Source organism: Pseudomonas sp. WT-JTC (assembly GCF_056711565.1).
Genome location: NZ_CM160042.1, coordinates 3,681,014 through 3,698,334 on the forward strand (window position 1 = coordinate 3,681,014; position 17,321 = coordinate 3,698,334).

A 17,321-nucleotide genomic window follows, 5' to 3' on the forward strand; every position below is an offset into this window, starting at 1 on the left:
CGCGATGAACCCGAGAACACTGCTGGGTGTCAGGCTTCCAGCGTTATCGTTAACGACCATCGTGAGCAAGCTCGCTCCTACAAGAGACAAGGGATTTGCGCCATTCCTCCGGTTCGGAATTGATTATGAGCAACAACAGCACGACCCCGCCCGCACCCGGCAACGCCGAACCGCATTTTCTCGGCACGCGCATTCGCGGCCTGCGCAAACGTCGGGGCATGACCCTGGCGGAACTGGCGCAACAGAGCGAACTCACCGCCGGTTACATCAGCCAGCTGGAACGCAACCTCGCCTACCCGTCGATTCCGGCGCTGTTCAACATTGCCCGCAGCCTCGGTGTCACCATCCAGTGGTTCTTCGCCAGTGAAGCGGTCACCGCCCCCGAGGACGATGGCGTGGTGGTGCGCAAGAACAGCCGCCTGAACGTGCATTACGAAGACGGCATCGTCGACCAGTTGCTGACGCCGCAAGCCAACCGTCAACTGGAAATGCTCCACTCGCGTTTCCCGCCCGGCACCTACAGCCAGCAAAGCTACAGCCACGAAGGTGAAGAAGCCGGTTTCCTGCTGTCCGGCAGTTTTGAGCTGTGGGTTGGCGAGCGTCACTTCCAGCTCAATGAAGGCGACAGCTTCAGCTTTTCCAGCCAGGAACCTCACCGTTACGGTAATCCCGGCGAGGTGGACGCGGTGGTGATCTGGGTGATTACGCCGCCGACGTTCTAACGCCGGCCGCGCCCGACTGGCTGCGCGACACTCGCACGCTTGAGGGTGTCGCTCGGCAATTCCTTGAACAGCGCACGATAGCTGCTGGAAAACCGCCCCAAATGCCAGAACGACCAATGCATGGCCACTTCGGCCACGGTGGTTTGCGCGGGCGTGCGGCTCAGCAGTTCGCGGCGGGCGCTGTTGAGTCGGCGCAAGCGCAGCCATTGGGTCGGCGCCATGCCGGTGTAGGTCTTGAACGCATGCTGCAACTGGCGCAGTGAAACCCCGGCAACCTGGGACAGCTCCAGCAGGTTGAGGTGTTCTTCCGGGGTGTCCGCCGCCCATTCCCCTACCCGCTTCATGATCGCCCGCTCTCCCGCTCGGCGCTGCAATGCGCCCTGGTCGAGGCCGACACACGCGTTGTCAAGAATGAACAGACAGTCTTCCAGCAGCTGTTGGGTCAGCGCTTCGCGGCTCGGTGGGTCGAAGGTCTGTGACAGCCGCGTCAGGGTACCGCTGAGCCAACTGCAGAACAGCGCATTCTGCTGAGAATTGAGCGGTGCCATGAACAGCCCTTCGAGCCGGGCGATGTCGAGGCTATGGCGTTTTACAAACTCCGGACCGAATACCACGGCGATTTCCTGGTAGTTCTCTGGGGTAATCCAGATGTTGCGACTTTCGCCATTCAACACATACAGCGCGTTGTCGCCGCGATCGAAGCAGAACGACAGCGACCCCTGGGGCGCGCTGAAATTCTGCTCGACCCGGGTGTTCATGTGCTCTTCGTAAATCTCCACGCCCTGTAGATCCAGGTAGCGCACCCTACCTGCGAAATGCCCCGGCGACATCTGTTGGTAATGCTGGACCCAGCCCGGCGTGGCGCGGATTTGCTCGGCGACATCGGCGGTATTGAAGGCTTGGACCCGGAGTGAATTGCACGTCGACATAAGTGACCTTACGCACTCTTTTGGTGCGCTTTGTGCTGCTTAAAGTGGATAGATGGAACTGCAAGGCTCGCCCAAGATAGACGTCAACGCGCTACAGGGGAAGTGTCCGGCGGATGAAACCGGCCTCTCCTGGCGTTAATAAAACCAATAACGAGGTCTTTATGAATGCCCCTTTCGATCAGCTGTTCACTTGGCTGAAAGATCACAAGATTACCGAAGTCGAGTGCGTCGTCAGCGACCTGACCGGCATTGCACGCGGCAAAATCGCACCCACCAACAAGTTCCTGCATGAGCGAGGCATGCGCCTGCCGGAAAGTGTGCTGTTGCAAACGGTAACCGGGGACTTTGTCGACGACGACATCTACTACGACCTGCTCGATCCGGCCGATATCGACATGGTCTGCAAGCCGGACGCCGACGCCGTCTACGTGGTGCCATGGGCCATCGAGCCGACCGCCATCGTGATCCACGACACCTTCGACAAGTTCGGCAACCCAATCGAACTGTCACCGCGCAACGTGCTGAAAAAAGTCCTGCAGTTGTACACCGACAAAGGCTGGCGGCCGATTGTCGCGCCGGAAATGGAGTTCTACCTGACCCAGCGCTGCGAAGATCCGGACTTGCCGCTCAAGGCGCCGATGGGCCGTTCGGGCCGCGCCGAAAGCGGTCGTCAGTCGTTCTCCATTGACGCGGCCAACGAATTCGATCCGCTGTTCGAAGACGTCTACGACTGGTGCGAACTGCAAGGCCTGGACCTCGACACGCTGATCCATGAAGACGGCCCGGCACAGATGGAAATCAACTTCCGTCATGGCAACGCACTGGACCTCGCCGACCAGATCACCGTGTTCAAGCGCACCATGCGTGAAGCGGCGCTCAAGCACAACGTGGCGGCAACCTTCATGGCCAAACCGGTCGGCGATGAGCCTGGCAGCGCCATGCACCTTCACCAGAGCGTGGTAGACATTGCCACCGGCCAGCCGATCTTTGCCGATGCCGATGGCAACATGAGCGAGCTGTTCCTGCATCACATCGGTGGCTTGCAGAAGTACATCCCGAAAGTGCTGCCGATGTTTGCGCCGAACGTCAACTCGTTCCGCCGCTTCCTGCCGGATACCTCGGCGCCGGTGAACGTCGAATGGGGCGAAGAAAACCGCACCGTCGGCCTGCGCGTGCCAACCTCCAGCCCGGACGCCATGCGCGTCGAGAACCGGCTGCCGGGCGCCGATGCCAACCCGTACCTGGCCATCGCCGCCAGCCTGCTGTGCGGTTACCTGGGCATGGTCGAGCGCATCGAGCCGAGCGCAGCGGTACAGGGCCGTGCCTATGAGCGTCGCAATCTGCGCCTGCCGATCACCATCGAGGATGCCCTGACCCAGATGGAAGAATGCGACACCATCAGCCGCTACCTGGGCAGCAAGTTCGTGCGGGGCTATGTCGCGGTCAAGCGCGCCGAGCACGAGAACTTCAAACGGGTGATCAGCTCCTGGGAACGTGAGTTCCTGATGCTCAGCGTCTGATAAACCAAATCCAGCCTGCAACCGCGTCCCCCTGTGGGAGCGGGCTTGCTCGCGAATGCGGTGTGTCATTCAGCAAAAATGCTGGCTGACCCGGCCCCTTCGCGAGCAAGCCCGCTCCCACAGGGAGAACGCCAACGCCTGAAAATCCAACAATTCGAAAAGGTGTCGATATGCGTCTATTGAAATCCATGGTCCCGCTCGCGCTGGCAGCGCTGTTCAGTGCCGGTGCCCAGGCTCAGGCACAAGTCAGTGTCTACAACTGGACCGACTACATCGGCGAAACCACCCTCGCCGACTTCCAGGCCAAAACCGGGATCAAGGTGATCTACGACGTATTCGATTCCAACGAAACCCTGGAGGGCAAACTGCTTGCCGGTCGTACCGGGTATGACGTGGTGGTGCCGTCGAACCACTTCCTCGCTCGCCAGGTGAAGGCCGGTGCGTTCCTCAAGCTCGATCGCGAGCAACTGCCGAATTTCAACAACCTCGACCCGAAACTGCTGACGCTGCTGGAAAAAAACGATCCGGCCAACGCGCACTCGGTGCCGTACCTGTGGGGTACCAATGGCATCGGCTATAACGTCGACAAGGTCAAGCAGGTGCTGGGCATCGATCACATCGATTCCTGGGCCGTGCTGTTCGAACCGGAAAACATCAAGAAGCTCAGCGCCTGCGGCGTGTCGATGATGGACTCGGCGGACGAAGTGTTCCCGGCGATTCTCAACTACATGGGCATGGACCCGCGCAGCGAAAACCCCGAGGACTTCAAAAAGGCCGAGGCCAAGCTGCTGCAGATCCGCCCTTACATCACCTACTTCCACTCCTCCAAGTACGTCTCGGACTTGGCCAACGGCGACATCTGCGTAGCGTTCGGTTACTCGGGCGACGTGTTCCAGGCCGCCAACCGTGCCAAGGAAGCAAAAAACGGTGTAAACATCGCCTACGCCATTCCCAAAGAAGGCGCCAACCTGTGGTTTGACCTGCTGGCCATCCCCGCCGACGCCAGCAATCCGAAAGAAGCCCACGCCTTCATCAACAACCTGCTGGACCCGCAAGTGATCGCCAAGGTCAGTGCGTCGGTCGGCTATGCCAACCCGAACCCGGCCGCCAAGCAGTACATGGACCCTGAGCTGGTCAGCAATCCCGAGGTTTATCCATCCCAGGCAGTCCTCGACAAACTCTACATCTCCACCACGCCGCCGCAGTCGATCATGCGCCTGATGACCCGCTCGTGGAGCAAAGTGAAGTCCAACAAATGAATCAGTACACCAAGGAACACGCCCTCTCCTATTACGCGGCGTCCGCCAAGGGCATGAAGCAGCGTCCCGCGCTGGCCTCGGACCTTGAAGCCGATGTCTGCGTGGTCGGCGCGGGTTTCACCGGCATCAACACCGCCATCGAACTGGCCCAGCGCGGGCTCTCGGTGGTCCTGCTGGAGGCCCGGCGGATTGGCTGGGGTGCCAGCGGGCGCAACGGCGGCCAGTTGATTCGTGGTATCGGCCATGACGTCAGCGGTTTCGCCAAACACATCGGCGCCGATGGCGTGCAATACCTGGAACACGCCGGGACCGAGTCGGTGCAAGTCGTGGCCAATCGCATCCGCGAACACGGCATCGATTGCGACCTGCGCTGGGGCTTCTGCGAACTGGCCAACACCCCGGCACACTTTGCCGGGTTGAAGGCCGAGCACGCCGAACTGCTTGAGTCCGGTTACGCTCATGAAACCCGCTTGATCGAACCTGACCAGATCCGCGAGCACGTGGTGAACTCCGGCGTTTACGCCGGCGGCCTGGTAGACATGGGCTCGGGCCACCTGCATCCGCTGAACCTGGCACTCGGCGAAGCGCAAGTCGCCGAATCCCTTGGCGTGCAGATCTTCGAGCAGAGCCCGGTGCTGGAGCTGATCCACGGCAGCACCGTGCAAGTACGCTGTGGCGGTGGCACGGTGCGTGCGGGCACGTTGGTGCTGGCGTGCAATGCCCATCTGGAAGAGCTGGAACCGAAACTCAGCGGCAAAGTGCTCCCGGCGGGCAGCTACATCATCGCCACCGAACCCCTGTCAGAAGACGCCGCCAGACAACTGATCCCTCACAACGTCGCTTTGTGCGACCAGAAAGTCGGCCTGGATTACTACCGGCTCTCGGCTGACCGGCGCTTGTTGTTCGGCGGCGCCTGTCATTACTCCGGGCGCGATCCTTCGGACATCGCTGCCTACATGCGCCCGCAGATGCTCAAGGTCTTCCCGCAACTGGCCAGTGCGCGCATCGATTTTCAGTGGGGCGGCATGATTGGCATCTCGGCCAACCGCTTCCCGCAGGTCGGGCGCTTGAGCCAGCACCCGAACGTGTACTACGCCCAGGGTTACTCCGGCCATGGCCTGAACGTGACTCACTGGTGCGCCAGGCTCTTGGGCGAAGCGATCAATGCCGGCCACAGCAAAGGCTTCGACGTGTTCAGCGCCGTGCCGCACATGACCTTCCCCGGCGGGCGTGCCCTGCGCTCGCCACTGCTGGCCCTTGGCATGTTCTGGTATCGGATGCGGGAAATGCTCGGCTGAAACAATCATCCTGTGGGATCGCCGCACCGCCGCTCCCACTCTCACTCGATTCCGTTGTTTCGACTTTCGATTTGCTCAATTGCAAGGCACTTCTATATTGAGGGGGTGCTCTGAATTTCCTGCCTTCTGTTGAGCCTGGCCCATGGCAACTACTGATCAGCTGATCATCTGCGAGCACTGCGACAGCGTGTACCAGAAAGTAACGCTCGCAAAACATCAGAAAACCCTGTGTACGCGCTGCGGCGGTGTGCTTCAACGCTATAACGGCCTCACGGTCGAACAGCGTCTTGCGCTGACCTTCACGGCGTTGATGCTATGGCTGTTCACCAATTTCTATCCGGTGATGAGCATCAGCCTAAAAGGCATGAAAAACAGTGCGACCCTGTGGGACTCGGTGTTGGCCCTGAGCCTGGGGCCCATCACATTCATCGCCATGGTGGCGGCGATCGCCATGATCATTGCGCCGATCTTCCAGTTGTTGCTGCTGATCTGGGTGTTGGGCTTCGCCCTCGCCCGGCAACGCTCGCCCGGGTTCAAATTCTGCATGCGCTGGCTGGAAGCCTTGCGGCCCTGGAGCATGCTCGAAGTCTGCCTGCTGGGCGCCATGGTTGCCGTGATCAAACTCGCCGGACTGCTTGATGTGCTGCCCGGCATAGGGCTGTTTGCCCTGGCTGCGCTGAGTCTGATGATGATCCGCATCGCCGGGCGCGATATCCGCGACTTATGGGACATTTTATGAGCACGCCTCCGTACGCCGACGAGCTCAACCTGTGCCTGTGTCACAGCTGCGGGCTGGCCTGCGACATGACTGACGACCCTCACGAATGCGAACGCTGCGGCGCACCTTTGCACCGACGCAAAACCAATTCGCTGGCCCGGACCTGGGCCTACATGATCGCCGCCCTGGTGTTTTACATCCCGGCCAATTTGCTGCCGGTGATGAACACCGAAATGGTCGGCAACGGTTCCGACAGCACGATCATGAGCGGCGTGCTGGAGTTCTGGGAAGCCGGCGCCTGGGACATTGCCCTGATCATTTTCATTGCCAGTATCGCGGTGCCGGGCGTCAAGTTCGTCGCCATCACCTTGCTGCTGGTCACCGTGCACCGCGACAGCGAGTGGGCGCGCATGGAACGATCGAAGCTGTACCGGTTCGTCGAGGTCATCGGCTACTGGTCGATGCTCGATGTGATCGTTGTCGCCCTGGTGGCCTCGCTGGTGAAATTCCAGGCCCTGGCCGACATCGAACCGCGTCCGGGCATTCTGTTTTTTGGTCTGGTTGTGGTGTTCACCATGCTGTCGGCGATGAGTTTCGATCCACGCATGATCTGGGATAAAGAACGCGAAAACCCAAACAATGAGGAGGTCACGGATGAAGTCACAAGCCACTGACGGGCCGCAAGCCCCCGGGCCGGCGCCGATCAAGACCCGCCGCTTCAGTGTCTCGCTGGTCTGGATCGTCCCGATCGTGGCGGTGCTGGTGGGTATTTCGCTGGTGGTTCACAGCATGCTGCAGGAAGGCCCGACCATCATTGTCACGTTCAAGACCGGGGACGGCCTGACCGCGAATAAAACCGAGGTCAAATACCGTAATGTCGTGATCGGTCATGTCTCCGATGTGGAATTGAGCGATGACCAGAAGAGTGTCAACGCCACCATCAAACTGGCCAAGCAGGCCGAAAGCTTTACCCGCGAAGATTCGCAATTCTGGGTCGTGCGACCGCGAATTGGCGCTGGCGGTGTATCCGGTATCGATACGCTGCTATCGGGAGATTACATCGGTGCCGATATCGGCCAGGCCAACGGCCGGGCAAAAAACTTCAAGGGGCTGGAAAACCCGCCGCCCATCACCTACGGCGAGCCGGGCAAGCGTTTCACCCTGTTCACACAGGACCTGGGGTCGCTGGATATCGGCTCTCCGGTTTACTACCGCAAGATCCCGGTGGGTCAAGTGGTGGCCTATGCACTGGACCCGGACGGCAAGGGCGTGAACATAGAACTGTTCATCCATGCACCCAATGACAAATACGTCACCGAAAACACCCGTTTCTGGAACGCCAGCGGTATTGACGTGAACGTCGGTGCCAATGGTTTTGCGGTCAAGACCGAATCGTTGTCTTCCTTGCTGGTGGGCGGCATTGCCTTCCGCGCGCCAGACTACAGCCCTGACGATAAACCTGCTGCGGCAGAATATGCCTACGAGCTGTTCGACGACCAACAAACCGCCCTCGCCCCGCCAAACGGCAAGCCGCAGTACCTGGCCATGCGATTCGACCAGGCACTGCGCGGGCTCAAGGTGGATGCTCCGGTAGAGTTCCTCGGGGTGGAAATCGGCAAGGTGGTGGCGGTGAATCTGGATTACGACGAGAAAAAACGTTCCTTTCCGGTCAACGTCGGCATTGTGATCTACCCGCAACGCCTGGGCCAGGCCCACATCAAAATGCTCAAGGCGCTCAGTCATGATCCCAATGACGAAGCCGGGGGTGTGCGTCTGATGGGCACCTTTATCGACAACGGCCTGCGGGCCCAGGCCCGCACCGGTAACTTCCTGACCGGCCAGTTGTACATCTCCCTGGATTTCTACCCCAAGGCAGAAAAAGTCGCTTTCGATGCAAACGCACGCCCGGTCGTGATTCCGACCATTCCGGGCAGCCTCGAGCAATTGCAGGAAAAACTCGAATCCATGGTCGACAAGCTCAACAAACTGCCGATCGAGCGTATCGCCGGCAACCTGGATGGCAATCTCGTCGAACTGCGCAAAGGCATGATGCAATTCAACGGCAAGATCCTGCCTGGCGTGCAATCCACCTTGTCGGATGTCAGCAAGACGCTGGAAACGGCCAATTCGACCCTGCAATCCGCCAGCACGACCTTGGCCGAGGACTCGCCGCAACGGGAAAAACTGGGGCAGACCCTGGATGAACTGGGACGCACGTCGAGATCCTTGCGTGATCTTTCGGATTACCTGGGACGGCATCCGGAATCGCTGGTTCGCGGCCGTCCGAACAATGCCGCCCCGATGGATCTGCAAGGGCCACCGCGCAATTGAACACAGGAGCATCACCCATGGCTTTACCGCTGAAGTTAACCCTGGTCACCGCGGTGTTGCTGCTCGCCGCTTGCCGCAGTGACCCGATTCAATTTCACACCCTGACACCGACCCAGTCCGGCGATCATTCGAGGACCACCGTCGGGGTGATTCAGATCGAGACGATCAGCGTGCCGCCCCAGGTCGATCGGGCGCAGATTGTCATTCGCCAGAGCAACAGTGGCCTGGCAATCCTGGAAACCCAGTGGTGGGGTGCGACCCTTGTGGACGAATTGCGCAGTGCGCTGGCCGATCAATTGAGCAACAGTCCGGTACAAGGCAAATATTCAGTGCGGGTCGATGTGCAGCGTTTTGACTCGGTCCCCGGTCAATACGCATTGATGGACGTGAAATGGCGCCTGCGCAGTGCCGGTACAGGCGACACGGAACGGGTGATTTGCCGCAGCACCTTGCAAACGCCGTCAGGCGCGAGCATCGACGACCTGGTGCTTGCCCAGCAAAACAACGTCAAGCGCCTGGCCGCGCTGATCAGCCAGGCTGCCACCAGACCACAGGCGAACTGCCCTTCGCCCTGAACAGCCTTTTCACGCTTCCCGGACTAACGGCGGCAGGTTCGCCGTTAGTCCCATCCCATACGCCCATCTGTTTCCCGCTGTCATTCCACGCTTGAGCAATAGATAACAATTCCCAGTAACAAACTAATTAGCCGCTGGAGTCTCTTCTGCAAATTTTTCACATTCCTTTCACCGTTCTGACAGCTGTGCAGATTTAACTTGGGCCGCAGTTAACTCGCTGAACCTGGTCTCGGCGGTCATTTTTCGCGCTGTTTCAGGGTTTGTTTAACAACACTTCCCCGGCGCTCCAATTGGTGGACAAACTTGGTCAACTCCGTCTCGCGTAAAACATCTTCGCGCCTGTCCAGATCGGTCGTGGCCATTGGTGCACTGACCGTTGCCGTGCTGGTCACCGGTTTTGTCCTGTGGCCGAAATCACCGACCAACCTGGCCCAGGAAGGCGCGCAAGCCCGGGCCCAATTGCTGCAACAATGGGGTGCCGGCGAGATCGCGGTGCTGGTGCGTCATGCCGAACGCTGCGACCGCTCCAGCAATCCTTGCCTGGGCCCGGCCGATGGCATTACCCGAGCCGGCAGTGAGGCGGCGGCGGGTGTCGGGCAAGGCTTGGCGCGCCTGGGTTTGACACACACCGACATCCTGACCAGCCCCGTTACGCGCACCGTGCAGACCGCGCATTACATGTTCAACAGCGACCCACGGCCCCAGGAGTGGCTGGCCACCTGCGGCACGACCCTGCGTAACGACGTCGTGGCGCACAAGGTGGCCCATCGCAACCTGGTGCTGGTGACTCACAGCGGTTGCATCGCTGACTTTGAAAAGCAGACCGGCTTCAAGCATTCGGCGAAGGACGCCGAGTACGGCAGTTCGTTGTTTGTCCGCATCGATGGCAATGGCCAATTGCAAGTTCTCGGCATTGTAAATGCGGAAGACTGGAATACCCTGTTGCAAGAAAAAAACTGAGTCATTACCTATCGAAAACATTAGTAACAAGTTACTTCAATGCAGACTGAATGAAGCCTGAACAGAATAGCGAGAAGTGTGATTAAACTTCTCGCCGTTCAATATCATTCCGTTTTTCTCTCTCGCAAGTTGTACATCACACTTAAACCAGCCATCTAAGCGCCAAGGTCGAGACATGACGTCAAATCAGCCACTGCCAGATTTTGCTGGCCATTCTTCCCGCCTGCACACACCAACAGCACCTGCCAATGAACGCTGGATGCTGTTCGCCTTGGTACTGGCGTTCATCGCGTTCTACTTGCTACCGCTGATGAGCCACGGCTTGTGGATTCCGGATGAAACCCGATATGCCCAGATCAGCCAGGAAATGCTGCAGGGCGGGAACTGGGTCTCGCCGCACTTCATGGGCCTTCGTTATTTCGAGAAGCCGATTGCCGGGTACTGGATGATCGCCATCGGTCAGGCAGTGTTTGGCGACAATCTGTTCGGGGTACGCATCGCATCAGCGCTGAGTACCGGGCTGAGCGTATGGCTGACCTGGCTGATTGCACGCCGGTTCTGGGGCGATCCGCGCAAAAGCTTTGCCTGCGCACTGTTGTACATAAGCTTCGGACTGATTGCCGGTCAGGCCGGGTATGCCAACCTCGACCCGCAGTTCACCCTCTGGGTCAACCTGAGCCTGGTTTCCCTGTGGTTTGCCATCGACAGTCGGACCACTCGCGCCCGCCTGGGATCCTGGGCAGTCCTGGGTATCGCCTGCGGCATGGGCTTCATGACCAAGGGCTTTCTGGCCTGGCTGCTGCCGGCGGTGATAGCCCTGCCCTACATGATCTGGCAGCGTCGCATCGGCGAACTGTTGCGTTATGGGCCACTGGCTGTTGTGGTCGCCGCGGCAGTCTGCTTGCCCTGGGTAGTGGCCATTCATCATCAGGAACCGGATTTCTGGAATTTCTTCTTCTGGAACGAGCACGTACGCCGCTTCGCCGCCGACAATGCGCAGCACGCCCGTCCGTGGTGGTTCTACCTGCCGATGCTGGTCGTTTCCGCCCTGCCCTGGACCGCGTTGTTGCCGACAACGTTCATCCAGGCCTGGAACAACAAGCGTCAGCCCGTCAGCGGTTTTCTCCTGCTCTGGCTGTTGTTGCCATTGGCGATATTCAGCATGAGCAGCGGCAAGTTGCCGACTTACATCATGCCGTGCCTGTTACCGCTGGCGCTGCTGATGGGCAATGCGCTGACCAGCCTGCTGCAACAGGCACGGGGACGGACGATTCGCGTCAACGGATGGCTCAACGTCGTCATTGCCACGACAGCCCTGGTTGCCTTGTTGTACCTGCAACTGAGCAAAGGGATTTTCGAAAAAACCGAGATGTTCAGCCTGTCCCTGGCGTTCATCGTGTTGCTGGGCTGGATCATCGCCAACGCCCTGCAAATCCTGCGGCCATTGACATTATGGGCGATGCCGGCCCTCGGCATCTGGCTACTGGTGGCTCTGCTTCCCGCCGCCATGCCGGGCCAGATTGTCGACAGCAAGATGCCCGACCGGTTTATCTCCGAACACCTGGACAGCCTGAGCCAGACCACCTCGCTGTTGAGCAACGACCTGGGTGCAGCCTCGGCCTTGTCGTGGCTGACCGGGCGACCGGAGGTGGCGCTCTACAATGTCGTCGGCGAGCTCAAATACGGCCTCTCGGATCCGGCCGCGGCCTCGCGCAAAGTGACCCTGCATGACATCGGGCAATGGATGGCCGAGGCACGTAAAAAAGGCTCGGTCGGGGTGGTGATGAGGGTCAACAGCGTCGATGAAATCCAGGAAGTCGAGGCGTTGCCAACCGACGGCAAGCGTTATCAGCGCGGCAACCTGCAGGTCCTGATCTTCCCGCAAATCCAGCCCTGACAACCGAGACGAGAAAAACCGAGTGGCCAAACCGGCCTCTCGGTTTTTTTCGTTTCTGCCAGGTGCCATCGAGCGGATCTTCATGGGCGGGGGTGTTCAGCACAGTGGCAAGGCCGGAGCGGGTCAATCTGCGAGACTTGAAAATCGTGATCAGCGCCATCCATGACCTGAATCAGGCGCTACGCTTTGCCGATCAGCTATTGGTCATTGCCGAGGGCACGACAAAAGGCAGCCAGGGGCAGCGTCATATTCTGCTCGGCGACATCGTTTGATCGACGAGTCGAACCACAGTGGGCTCAGTGCTGCTAATCTGAATGAAAATTACATGTATTAACGGTTTTTTTTACGTTATTTTCTCATTTGGATCTCTACATTCCCTGCAATTCAAAATATGCAAATGATTCGCATTGGTCTACAGGCGATTCAATGCCCATGATTTTTCAAAAAAACGCACCAGGAGCAGCCCGCAGAATGTTTCCCAACATCCCTTCGTTCTTGAAAAAGGCCCTGCTGGCCACCGCTTTGCTGAGCGCTGGCCAGGCCTATGCAGCCGACTCCGTCGGCATCGTAGTGTACAACGCGCAACACGAAGGCCTGACCAAGGCCTGGGTCGAGGGTTTTACCCAGGAAACCGGTATTCCCGTTACCTTGCGTAATGGCGACGACACCGAGATGGGCAACCAGATCGTACAGGAAGGTGCAGCTTCTCCGGCGGACGTGTTCCTGACCGAAAACTCCCCGGCCATGGTCCTGGTCGACAACGCCGGGCTGTTTGCGCCTGTCGAAAAGGCCACGCTGGAGCAGATTGACTCCGCCTACCGTCCGGCCCACGGCAAATGGGTCGGGATTGCCGCGCGCTCCACGGTGTTCGTGTACAACCCGAGCAAACTGTCGGCAGCCAATCTGCCGAAATCGATCATGGACCTGGCCGATCCAAGCTGGAAAGGTCGCTGGGCCGCATCGCCAGGCGGTGCCGACTTCCAGGCCATCGTCGCTGCCATCCTGGAACAAAAGGGTGAAGCCGCCACGCTGGATTGGCTGAAAGCGATGAAAACCAACTACGCCAACTACCGTGGCAACAGCTCCGTACTCAAGGCGGTGAATGCCGGGCAGATCGACAGTGGCGTGATCTACCACTATTACAGCCTGGTGGACCAGTCCAAGACTGGCGAAAACAGCAAGAACACCGCCCTGCACTATTTCAAGCACAAAGATCCGGGCGCTTTTGTTAGCATCTCCGGCGGCGGCGTCCTCGCCTCCAGCAAACACAAAGAACAAGCCCAGGCGTTTCTCAAATACATTACCGGCAAGGATGGCCAGGCCGTCCTGAAAAACGGCAAGTCGTTCGAGTACGCCGTGGGCAAGAACGCTGAATCCAACCCTAAACTGGTGCCTCTGCAGCAACTCGATGCGCCGACTGTCGATGCTTCCAAACTCGACAGCAAAAAAGCCGTGGAGCTGATGACACAGGCCGGACTGCTCTAATTGATGCCTGAAACCCTGCCTGTGGGTGTCGCCGAGGCGACACCCACACAATTGCGCCGACGATCCCGCGGAGTCTTTGCGGGACGTGGCGGTGTATGGGTGATCGGTTTGTCGGTGCTGGTTTCCTTACTGGCACTGCTACCGATCGCTTACGTTATTGGCGTGTCCCTGCAGACAGGCTGGTCAACCGTGGTGACCCTGGTGTTCCGCCCCCGGGTGGGTGAACTGCTGGTCAACACCGTGTTGCTGGTGCTGCTGACGATTCCCTTGTGCGTGGCGCTGGGGGTGACGCTGGCGTGGCTCACGGAACGCACGAATTTGCCGGGGCGGCGCTGGTGGTCGTTGCTGGCCACCGCACCGCTGGCGGTGCCTGCGTTCGTTCACAGCTACGCCTGGGTCAGCCTGGTGCCACCGATTCACGGCTTGTTTGCCGGTGTCCTGGTCTCGGTCATCGCTTACTTCCCGTTCTTGTATTTGCCGGTGGCGGCTACCTTGCGCCGACTTGACCCGGCCATCGAAGACGTCGCCGAATCCATGGGGCTCAAACCCTGGAAAGTTTTTTTCCGCGTGGTGTTGCCACAATTGCGCCTGGCGATCTGCGGCGGCGCCCTGCTGGTCGGTCTGCACCTGCTGGCCGAATATGGCCTGTATGCCATGATCCGCTTCGACACCTTTACCACCGCGATCTTCGATCAGTTCAAGTCGACCTTCAACGGCGCAGCGGCGCACATGCTGGCCAGTGTGCTGGCACTGTGTTGCCTGGCAATGTTGACGGCCGAATCCGCCGCCCGGGGCTCCGCACGTTACGCTCGCGTCGGATCGGGAAGCGCCCGGGAACAACGGGTGGTCATCCTGAAAACCACTTCAACGATGCTGTCGTTGGCCCTGCAAACCGTGACCTGCGCCCTGGCCCTGGGTGTTCCACTCATCACCCTGGGCAAATGGCTGATCGCCGGCGGTGCGGAAGTCTGGGACATGGCCGAGTTGTTGCCCGCCTTGGAGCAAACCCTGCTACTCGGCGTCGCCGGCGCGGCGCTGACCACCTGCGCGGCGATCCCGATTGCCTGGCTGTCGATCCGCTACCCCGGCCGAATGCAGCGGGTACTGGAAAGCTGCAACTACATCACCAGTTCCTTGCCCGGAATTATCGTGGCGCTGGCGCTGGTGACCGTCACGATCCATTTTGCCCGGCCGATTTACCAGACCACCTTCACCGTGCTGCTGGCGTACCTGTTGATGTTCTTGCCCCGCGCCCTGGTGAGCCTGCGCGCAGGCATTGCCCAGGCCCCGGTGGAACTGGAAAACATCGCCCGCAGCCTTGGCCGCTCGCCAGCCCGGGCCCTGTGGCTGATCACCTTGCGCCTGGCCGCTCCGGGGGCTGCCGCCGGTGCGGCGCTGGTGTTCCTGGCAATCACCAACGAACTGACCGCCACCCTGCTGCTGGCCCCTAACGGCACGCGCACGCTGGCAACCGGATTCTGGGCCATGACCAGCGAAATCGACTATGCCGCTGCTGCGCCCTACGCCTTATTGATGGTTGTGCTGTCGCTTCCGCTGACCGGACTTCTTTATCACCAATCGAAAAAAACGGCTGGCCGATGAACACTCTTGAATTGAATGCCCTCTACAAGTCCTATGGCGCCCATTGCGCTCTGGACAACGTCAGCCTGTCGGTGCCAAGCGGCAGTCGCACAGTCATCGTCGGCCCTTCAGGCTCTGGCAAGACCACGTTGCTGCGGATGATTGCCGGCTTCGAATTCCCCGATTCCGGGCGTCTTTCGCTCAATGGCCAGACCCTGGTCGACGGCACCCACGAAGTGCCGGCGCATCAACGCCTGATCGGCTACGTGCCACAGGACGGCGCACTGTTCCCGCACATGACCGTGGCGGCGAACATCGGCTTTGGTTTGTCCATCAAGGGCAATGAAAAGCAACATCGGGTTGCTGAACTGATGGACAGCGTGGCACTGGACGCGAAGATGGCCGAGCGTTGGCCTCACGAGTTGTCCGGCGGCCAGCAACAACGAGTGGCCCTGGCCCGGGCGTTGGCGCAACAGCCACGGCTGATGCTGCTGGACGAACCGTTCTCGGCGCTCGACACCGGATTGCGCGCCGCTATGCGCAAGATGGTTGCGCGGCTGCTGGAAGACGCGGGCGTCACCACCATTCTGGTCACCCATGACCAGAGTGAAGCCCTGTCGTTCGCCGACCAGTTGGCGGTGATGCGTCATGGCCGACTGGTCCAGTCAGGCCATCCACTGGACCTGTACCGCTACCCCGAAGACGAACAGACCGCCCTGTTCCTGGGGGATGCCGTGGTCATGCCCGCACGCATCGAGGCTGGCTGGGCCCATTGCGACCTGGGGCGAATCCCGGTCAACAACCACCGCAACAACAAGTCCGCGCAAATCATGCTGCGCCCTGAACAGTTGCAACTGGCCAGCATCCTCCCCAGTGACCCGGAAGCCAGCGGTTGCCGGGCCGTGGTCACCGATCGGGACTTCAGCGGCAACACCTGCACGCTGACGGTGGAACTCCAGCCACTGACCAGCCGCGAGCAACCGGGTCGATCACTGCTGGTGCGCAGTTCAGGCATGTATGCGCCACCCGCAGGCAGCTCGGTTCAGGTCTCGACCATTGGCCACGCCCATGTGCTGAGCGAGATGTGATCGGTCACAGATCGAATCGGTCCACCGCCCGACGCCGCTCGTTGTCGTCGCGCACATCGTAGTTGGCCGTGGTCTGGATGTTGCTGTGGTGTGCCAGTTTCTGCGCAATCGACAGGTCATGCTCTTCGATCACCCGGGTTATGAACGAACGCCGGAAATCGTGGGGCATGATTTTCACTCCGACCTGCGCGCCCCGTTGCCGGGCGATGTAGTAGATCGCATGTTTGGTGATGCGCTCACGGGTGATATGGCTGCCACGGCGGATGCGGTTGAACAGGAACGGGTCATCCGATTCTCCTTCCTTGAGCAACGAACGGCGCAGCTCAAGCCAGGCTTCAAGCTTGGCGAAGGCCCAGGCCGGGGCGTACTTGATCAGCTGTTTGTTGCCCTTGGCCGTCACCCGCAGGCTGCGCTCGGTGAAATCGACCTGATTCAACTCCAGGTTCACCGATTCGGACTTGCGCATCCCCGAGCCGTACAGTATCCCGATGATCGCGGCATCCCGCAGGCCTTGCGGCCTCGGATCCGCCGCGCAGACCGCCATCAGTTCCTGAATCAGCGTCCGCCTGAGATTGCGCCCCTGGGACAGCCGTGTACCGGCCATGCCCTTCACCGTACGCATCTTCAACAGATGTTCCTGGGAGATCAGGCTCATGCGCCACGCTTCGTTCATCACCCCGCGCACCGCGTTGACATACAGCGAGGACGTGTTGGGCGCATAACCGTCGGAACGCAAAGTGGCCACCAGTGCGATCACGTCTTCGGGCTGCAAGTTGTGCCAGGATATTTCCTCGATATCGTGGTCTTCGAAGCCCAGGCGGTCGGCGGCATCCTGCAGCACGTAACGCATGGTCAGTTGGCTGGACGGCGCCAGTCGCGCCAGATACAGGGTCAGCGGATTGGTGAGGGGTGTGCGTGAATCAGTTACAGGTAAGTCAATCAAACGAAACGGCCTTGA

At 59.9% G+C, this 17,321-nt stretch carries 15 protein-coding genes and 1 pseudogene; 14 read left to right on the top strand and 2 right to left on the bottom strand.

Annotated elements, in window-relative coordinates:
* The first annotated feature begins 125 nt into the window (after nt 1-125).
* Nucleotides 126-722, top strand: a complete 597-nt coding sequence (locus AC06G5_RS16805; protein ID WP_413426721.1) for a cupin domain-containing protein — start codon at nt 126-128, stop codon at nt 720-722.
* Here AC06G5_RS16805 and AC06G5_RS16810 read toward each other — a convergent pair.
* Nucleotides 719-1,651 (bottom strand): helix-turn-helix domain-containing protein, encoded by a 933-nt coding sequence (locus AC06G5_RS16810; protein WP_413426719.1) that lies wholly within the window; start codon nt 1,649-1,651, stop codon nt 719-721. The genes AC06G5_RS16805 and AC06G5_RS16810 overlap by 4 nt on opposite strands.
* 161 nt (nt 1,652-1,812) lie before the next feature.
* Here AC06G5_RS16810 and AC06G5_RS16815 point away from each other — a divergent pair, with 161 nt between their 5' ends.
* The 13 genes and pseudogenes from AC06G5_RS16815 (at nt 1,813) to AC06G5_RS16875 (ending at nt 16,363) form a co-directional block, all read left to right on the top strand.
* Nucleotides 1,813-3,171, top strand: coding sequence for a glutamine synthetase family protein (locus AC06G5_RS16815; RefSeq protein ID WP_413426717.1), 1,359 nt, complete (start codon nt 1,813-1,815; stop codon nt 3,169-3,171).
* 170 nt (nt 3,172-3,341) lie between these two features.
* Nucleotides 3,342-4,430 (top strand): polyamine ABC transporter substrate-binding protein, encoded by a 1,089-nt coding sequence (locus tag AC06G5_RS16820; protein WP_413704675.1) that lies wholly within the window; start codon nt 3,342-3,344, stop codon nt 4,428-4,430.
* Nucleotides 4,427-5,728, top strand: coding sequence for an NAD(P)/FAD-dependent oxidoreductase (locus AC06G5_RS16825; RefSeq protein ID WP_413426713.1), 1,302 nt, complete (start codon nt 4,427-4,429; stop codon nt 5,726-5,728). Before AC06G5_RS16820 ends, AC06G5_RS16825 begins: the two co-directional genes overlap by 4 nt.
* A gap of 142 nt (nt 5,729-5,870) precedes the next feature.
* Entirely contained in the window at nt 5,871-6,467 is a 597-nt protein-coding gene (locus AC06G5_RS16830; protein ID WP_413426711.1) for a paraquat-inducible protein A, read from the top strand.
* On the top strand, nt 6,464-7,120 hold the full coding sequence (locus AC06G5_RS16835; RefSeq protein ID WP_413426709.1) for a paraquat-inducible protein A: 657 nt from the start codon (nt 6,464-6,466) through the stop codon (nt 7,118-7,120). The genes AC06G5_RS16830 and AC06G5_RS16835 overlap by 4 nt, the downstream gene beginning before the upstream one ends.
* Nucleotides 7,101-8,777 carry a PqiB family protein gene (locus AC06G5_RS16840; protein WP_413426707.1) on the top strand — a complete coding sequence of 559 codons (1,677 nt, stop codon included), beginning with the start codon at nt 7,101-7,103 and terminating at the stop codon, nt 8,775-8,777. Before AC06G5_RS16835 ends, AC06G5_RS16840 begins: the two co-directional genes overlap by 20 nt.
* Nucleotides 8,778-8,794: 17 nt before the next feature.
* A complete protein-coding gene (locus tag AC06G5_RS16845) occupies nt 8,795-9,352 on the top strand; it encodes a PqiC family protein (RefSeq protein WP_413426705.1) in 558 nt (185 codons plus the stop codon).
* 303 nt (nt 9,353-9,655) lie between these two features.
* On the top strand, nt 9,656-10,312 hold the full coding sequence (gene pmrG, locus AC06G5_RS16850; protein WP_413426703.1) for a lipopolysaccharide core heptose(II)-phosphate phosphatase PmrG: 657 nt from the start codon (nt 9,656-9,658) through the stop codon (nt 10,310-10,312).
* A 175-nt stretch (nt 10,313-10,487) separates the two neighbouring features.
* Nucleotides 10,488-12,209, top strand: a complete 1,722-nt coding sequence (gene arnT / locus AC06G5_RS16855; RefSeq protein WP_480457667.1) for a lipid IV(A) 4-amino-4-deoxy-L-arabinosyltransferase — start codon at nt 10,488-10,490, stop codon at nt 12,207-12,209.
* Between the two features lie 143 nt (nt 12,210-12,352).
* Nucleotides 12,353-12,481 (top strand): annotated as a pseudogene (locus AC06G5_RS16860) (ABC transporter ATP-binding protein); the annotation flags it as partial.
* Between the two features lie 199 nt (nt 12,482-12,680).
* Nucleotides 12,681-13,694 carry an iron ABC transporter substrate-binding protein gene (locus AC06G5_RS16865; protein ID WP_413426699.1) on the top strand — a complete coding sequence of 338 codons (1,014 nt, stop codon included), beginning with the start codon at nt 12,681-12,683 and terminating at the stop codon, nt 13,692-13,694.
* A 3-nt stretch (nt 13,695-13,697) separates the two neighbouring features.
* On the top strand, nt 13,698-15,296 hold the full coding sequence (locus AC06G5_RS16870; RefSeq protein WP_413426697.1) for an ABC transporter permease: 1,599 nt from the start codon (nt 13,698-13,700) through the stop codon (nt 15,294-15,296).
* On the top strand, nt 15,293-16,363 hold the full coding sequence (locus AC06G5_RS16875) for an ABC transporter ATP-binding protein (protein ID WP_413426695.1): 1,071 nt from the start codon (nt 15,293-15,295) through the stop codon (nt 16,361-16,363). Before AC06G5_RS16870 ends, AC06G5_RS16875 begins: the two co-directional genes overlap by 4 nt.
* Before the next feature lie 4 nt (nt 16,364-16,367).
* Here AC06G5_RS16875 and AC06G5_RS16880 read toward each other — a convergent pair whose 3' ends face one another.
* Nucleotides 16,368-17,306, bottom strand: coding sequence for a site-specific integrase (locus tag AC06G5_RS16880; protein WP_413704672.1), 939 nt, complete (start codon nt 17,304-17,306; stop codon nt 16,368-16,370).
* Between the last annotated feature and the right edge of the window lie 15 nt (nt 17,307-17,321).

Coding starts and splice junctions, on each gene's coding strand:
- AC06G5_RS16805 (WP_413426721.1), top strand. CDS start 126: ATGAGCAACAACAGCACGACCCCGCCCGCACCCGGCAACGCCGAACCG.
- AC06G5_RS16810 (WP_413426719.1), bottom strand. CDS start 1,651: ATGTCGACGTGCAATTCACTCCGGGTCCAAGCCTTCAATACCGCCGAT.
- AC06G5_RS16815 (WP_413426717.1), top strand. CDS start 1,813: ATGAATGCCCCTTTCGATCAGCTGTTCACTTGGCTGAAAGATCACAAG.
- AC06G5_RS16820 (WP_413704675.1), top strand. CDS start 3,342: ATGCGTCTATTGAAATCCATGGTCCCGCTCGCGCTGGCAGCGCTGTTC.
- AC06G5_RS16825 (WP_413426713.1), top strand. CDS start 4,427: ATGAATCAGTACACCAAGGAACACGCCCTCTCCTATTACGCGGCGTCC.
- AC06G5_RS16830 (WP_413426711.1), top strand. CDS start 5,871: ATGGCAACTACTGATCAGCTGATCATCTGCGAGCACTGCGACAGCGTG.
- AC06G5_RS16835 (WP_413426709.1), top strand. CDS start 6,464: ATGAGCACGCCTCCGTACGCCGACGAGCTCAACCTGTGCCTGTGTCAC.
- AC06G5_RS16840 (WP_413426707.1), top strand. CDS start 7,101: ATGAAGTCACAAGCCACTGACGGGCCGCAAGCCCCCGGGCCGGCGCCG.
- AC06G5_RS16845 (WP_413426705.1), top strand. CDS start 8,795: ATGGCTTTACCGCTGAAGTTAACCCTGGTCACCGCGGTGTTGCTGCTC.
- arnT (WP_480457667.1), top strand. CDS start 10,488: ATGACGTCAAATCAGCCACTGCCAGATTTTGCTGGCCATTCTTCCCGC.
- AC06G5_RS16865 (WP_413426699.1), top strand. CDS start 12,681: ATGTTTCCCAACATCCCTTCGTTCTTGAAAAAGGCCCTGCTGGCCACC.
- AC06G5_RS16870 (WP_413426697.1), top strand. CDS start 13,698: ATGCCTGAAACCCTGCCTGTGGGTGTCGCCGAGGCGACACCCACACAA.
- AC06G5_RS16875 (WP_413426695.1), top strand. CDS start 15,293: ATGAACACTCTTGAATTGAATGCCCTCTACAAGTCCTATGGCGCCCAT.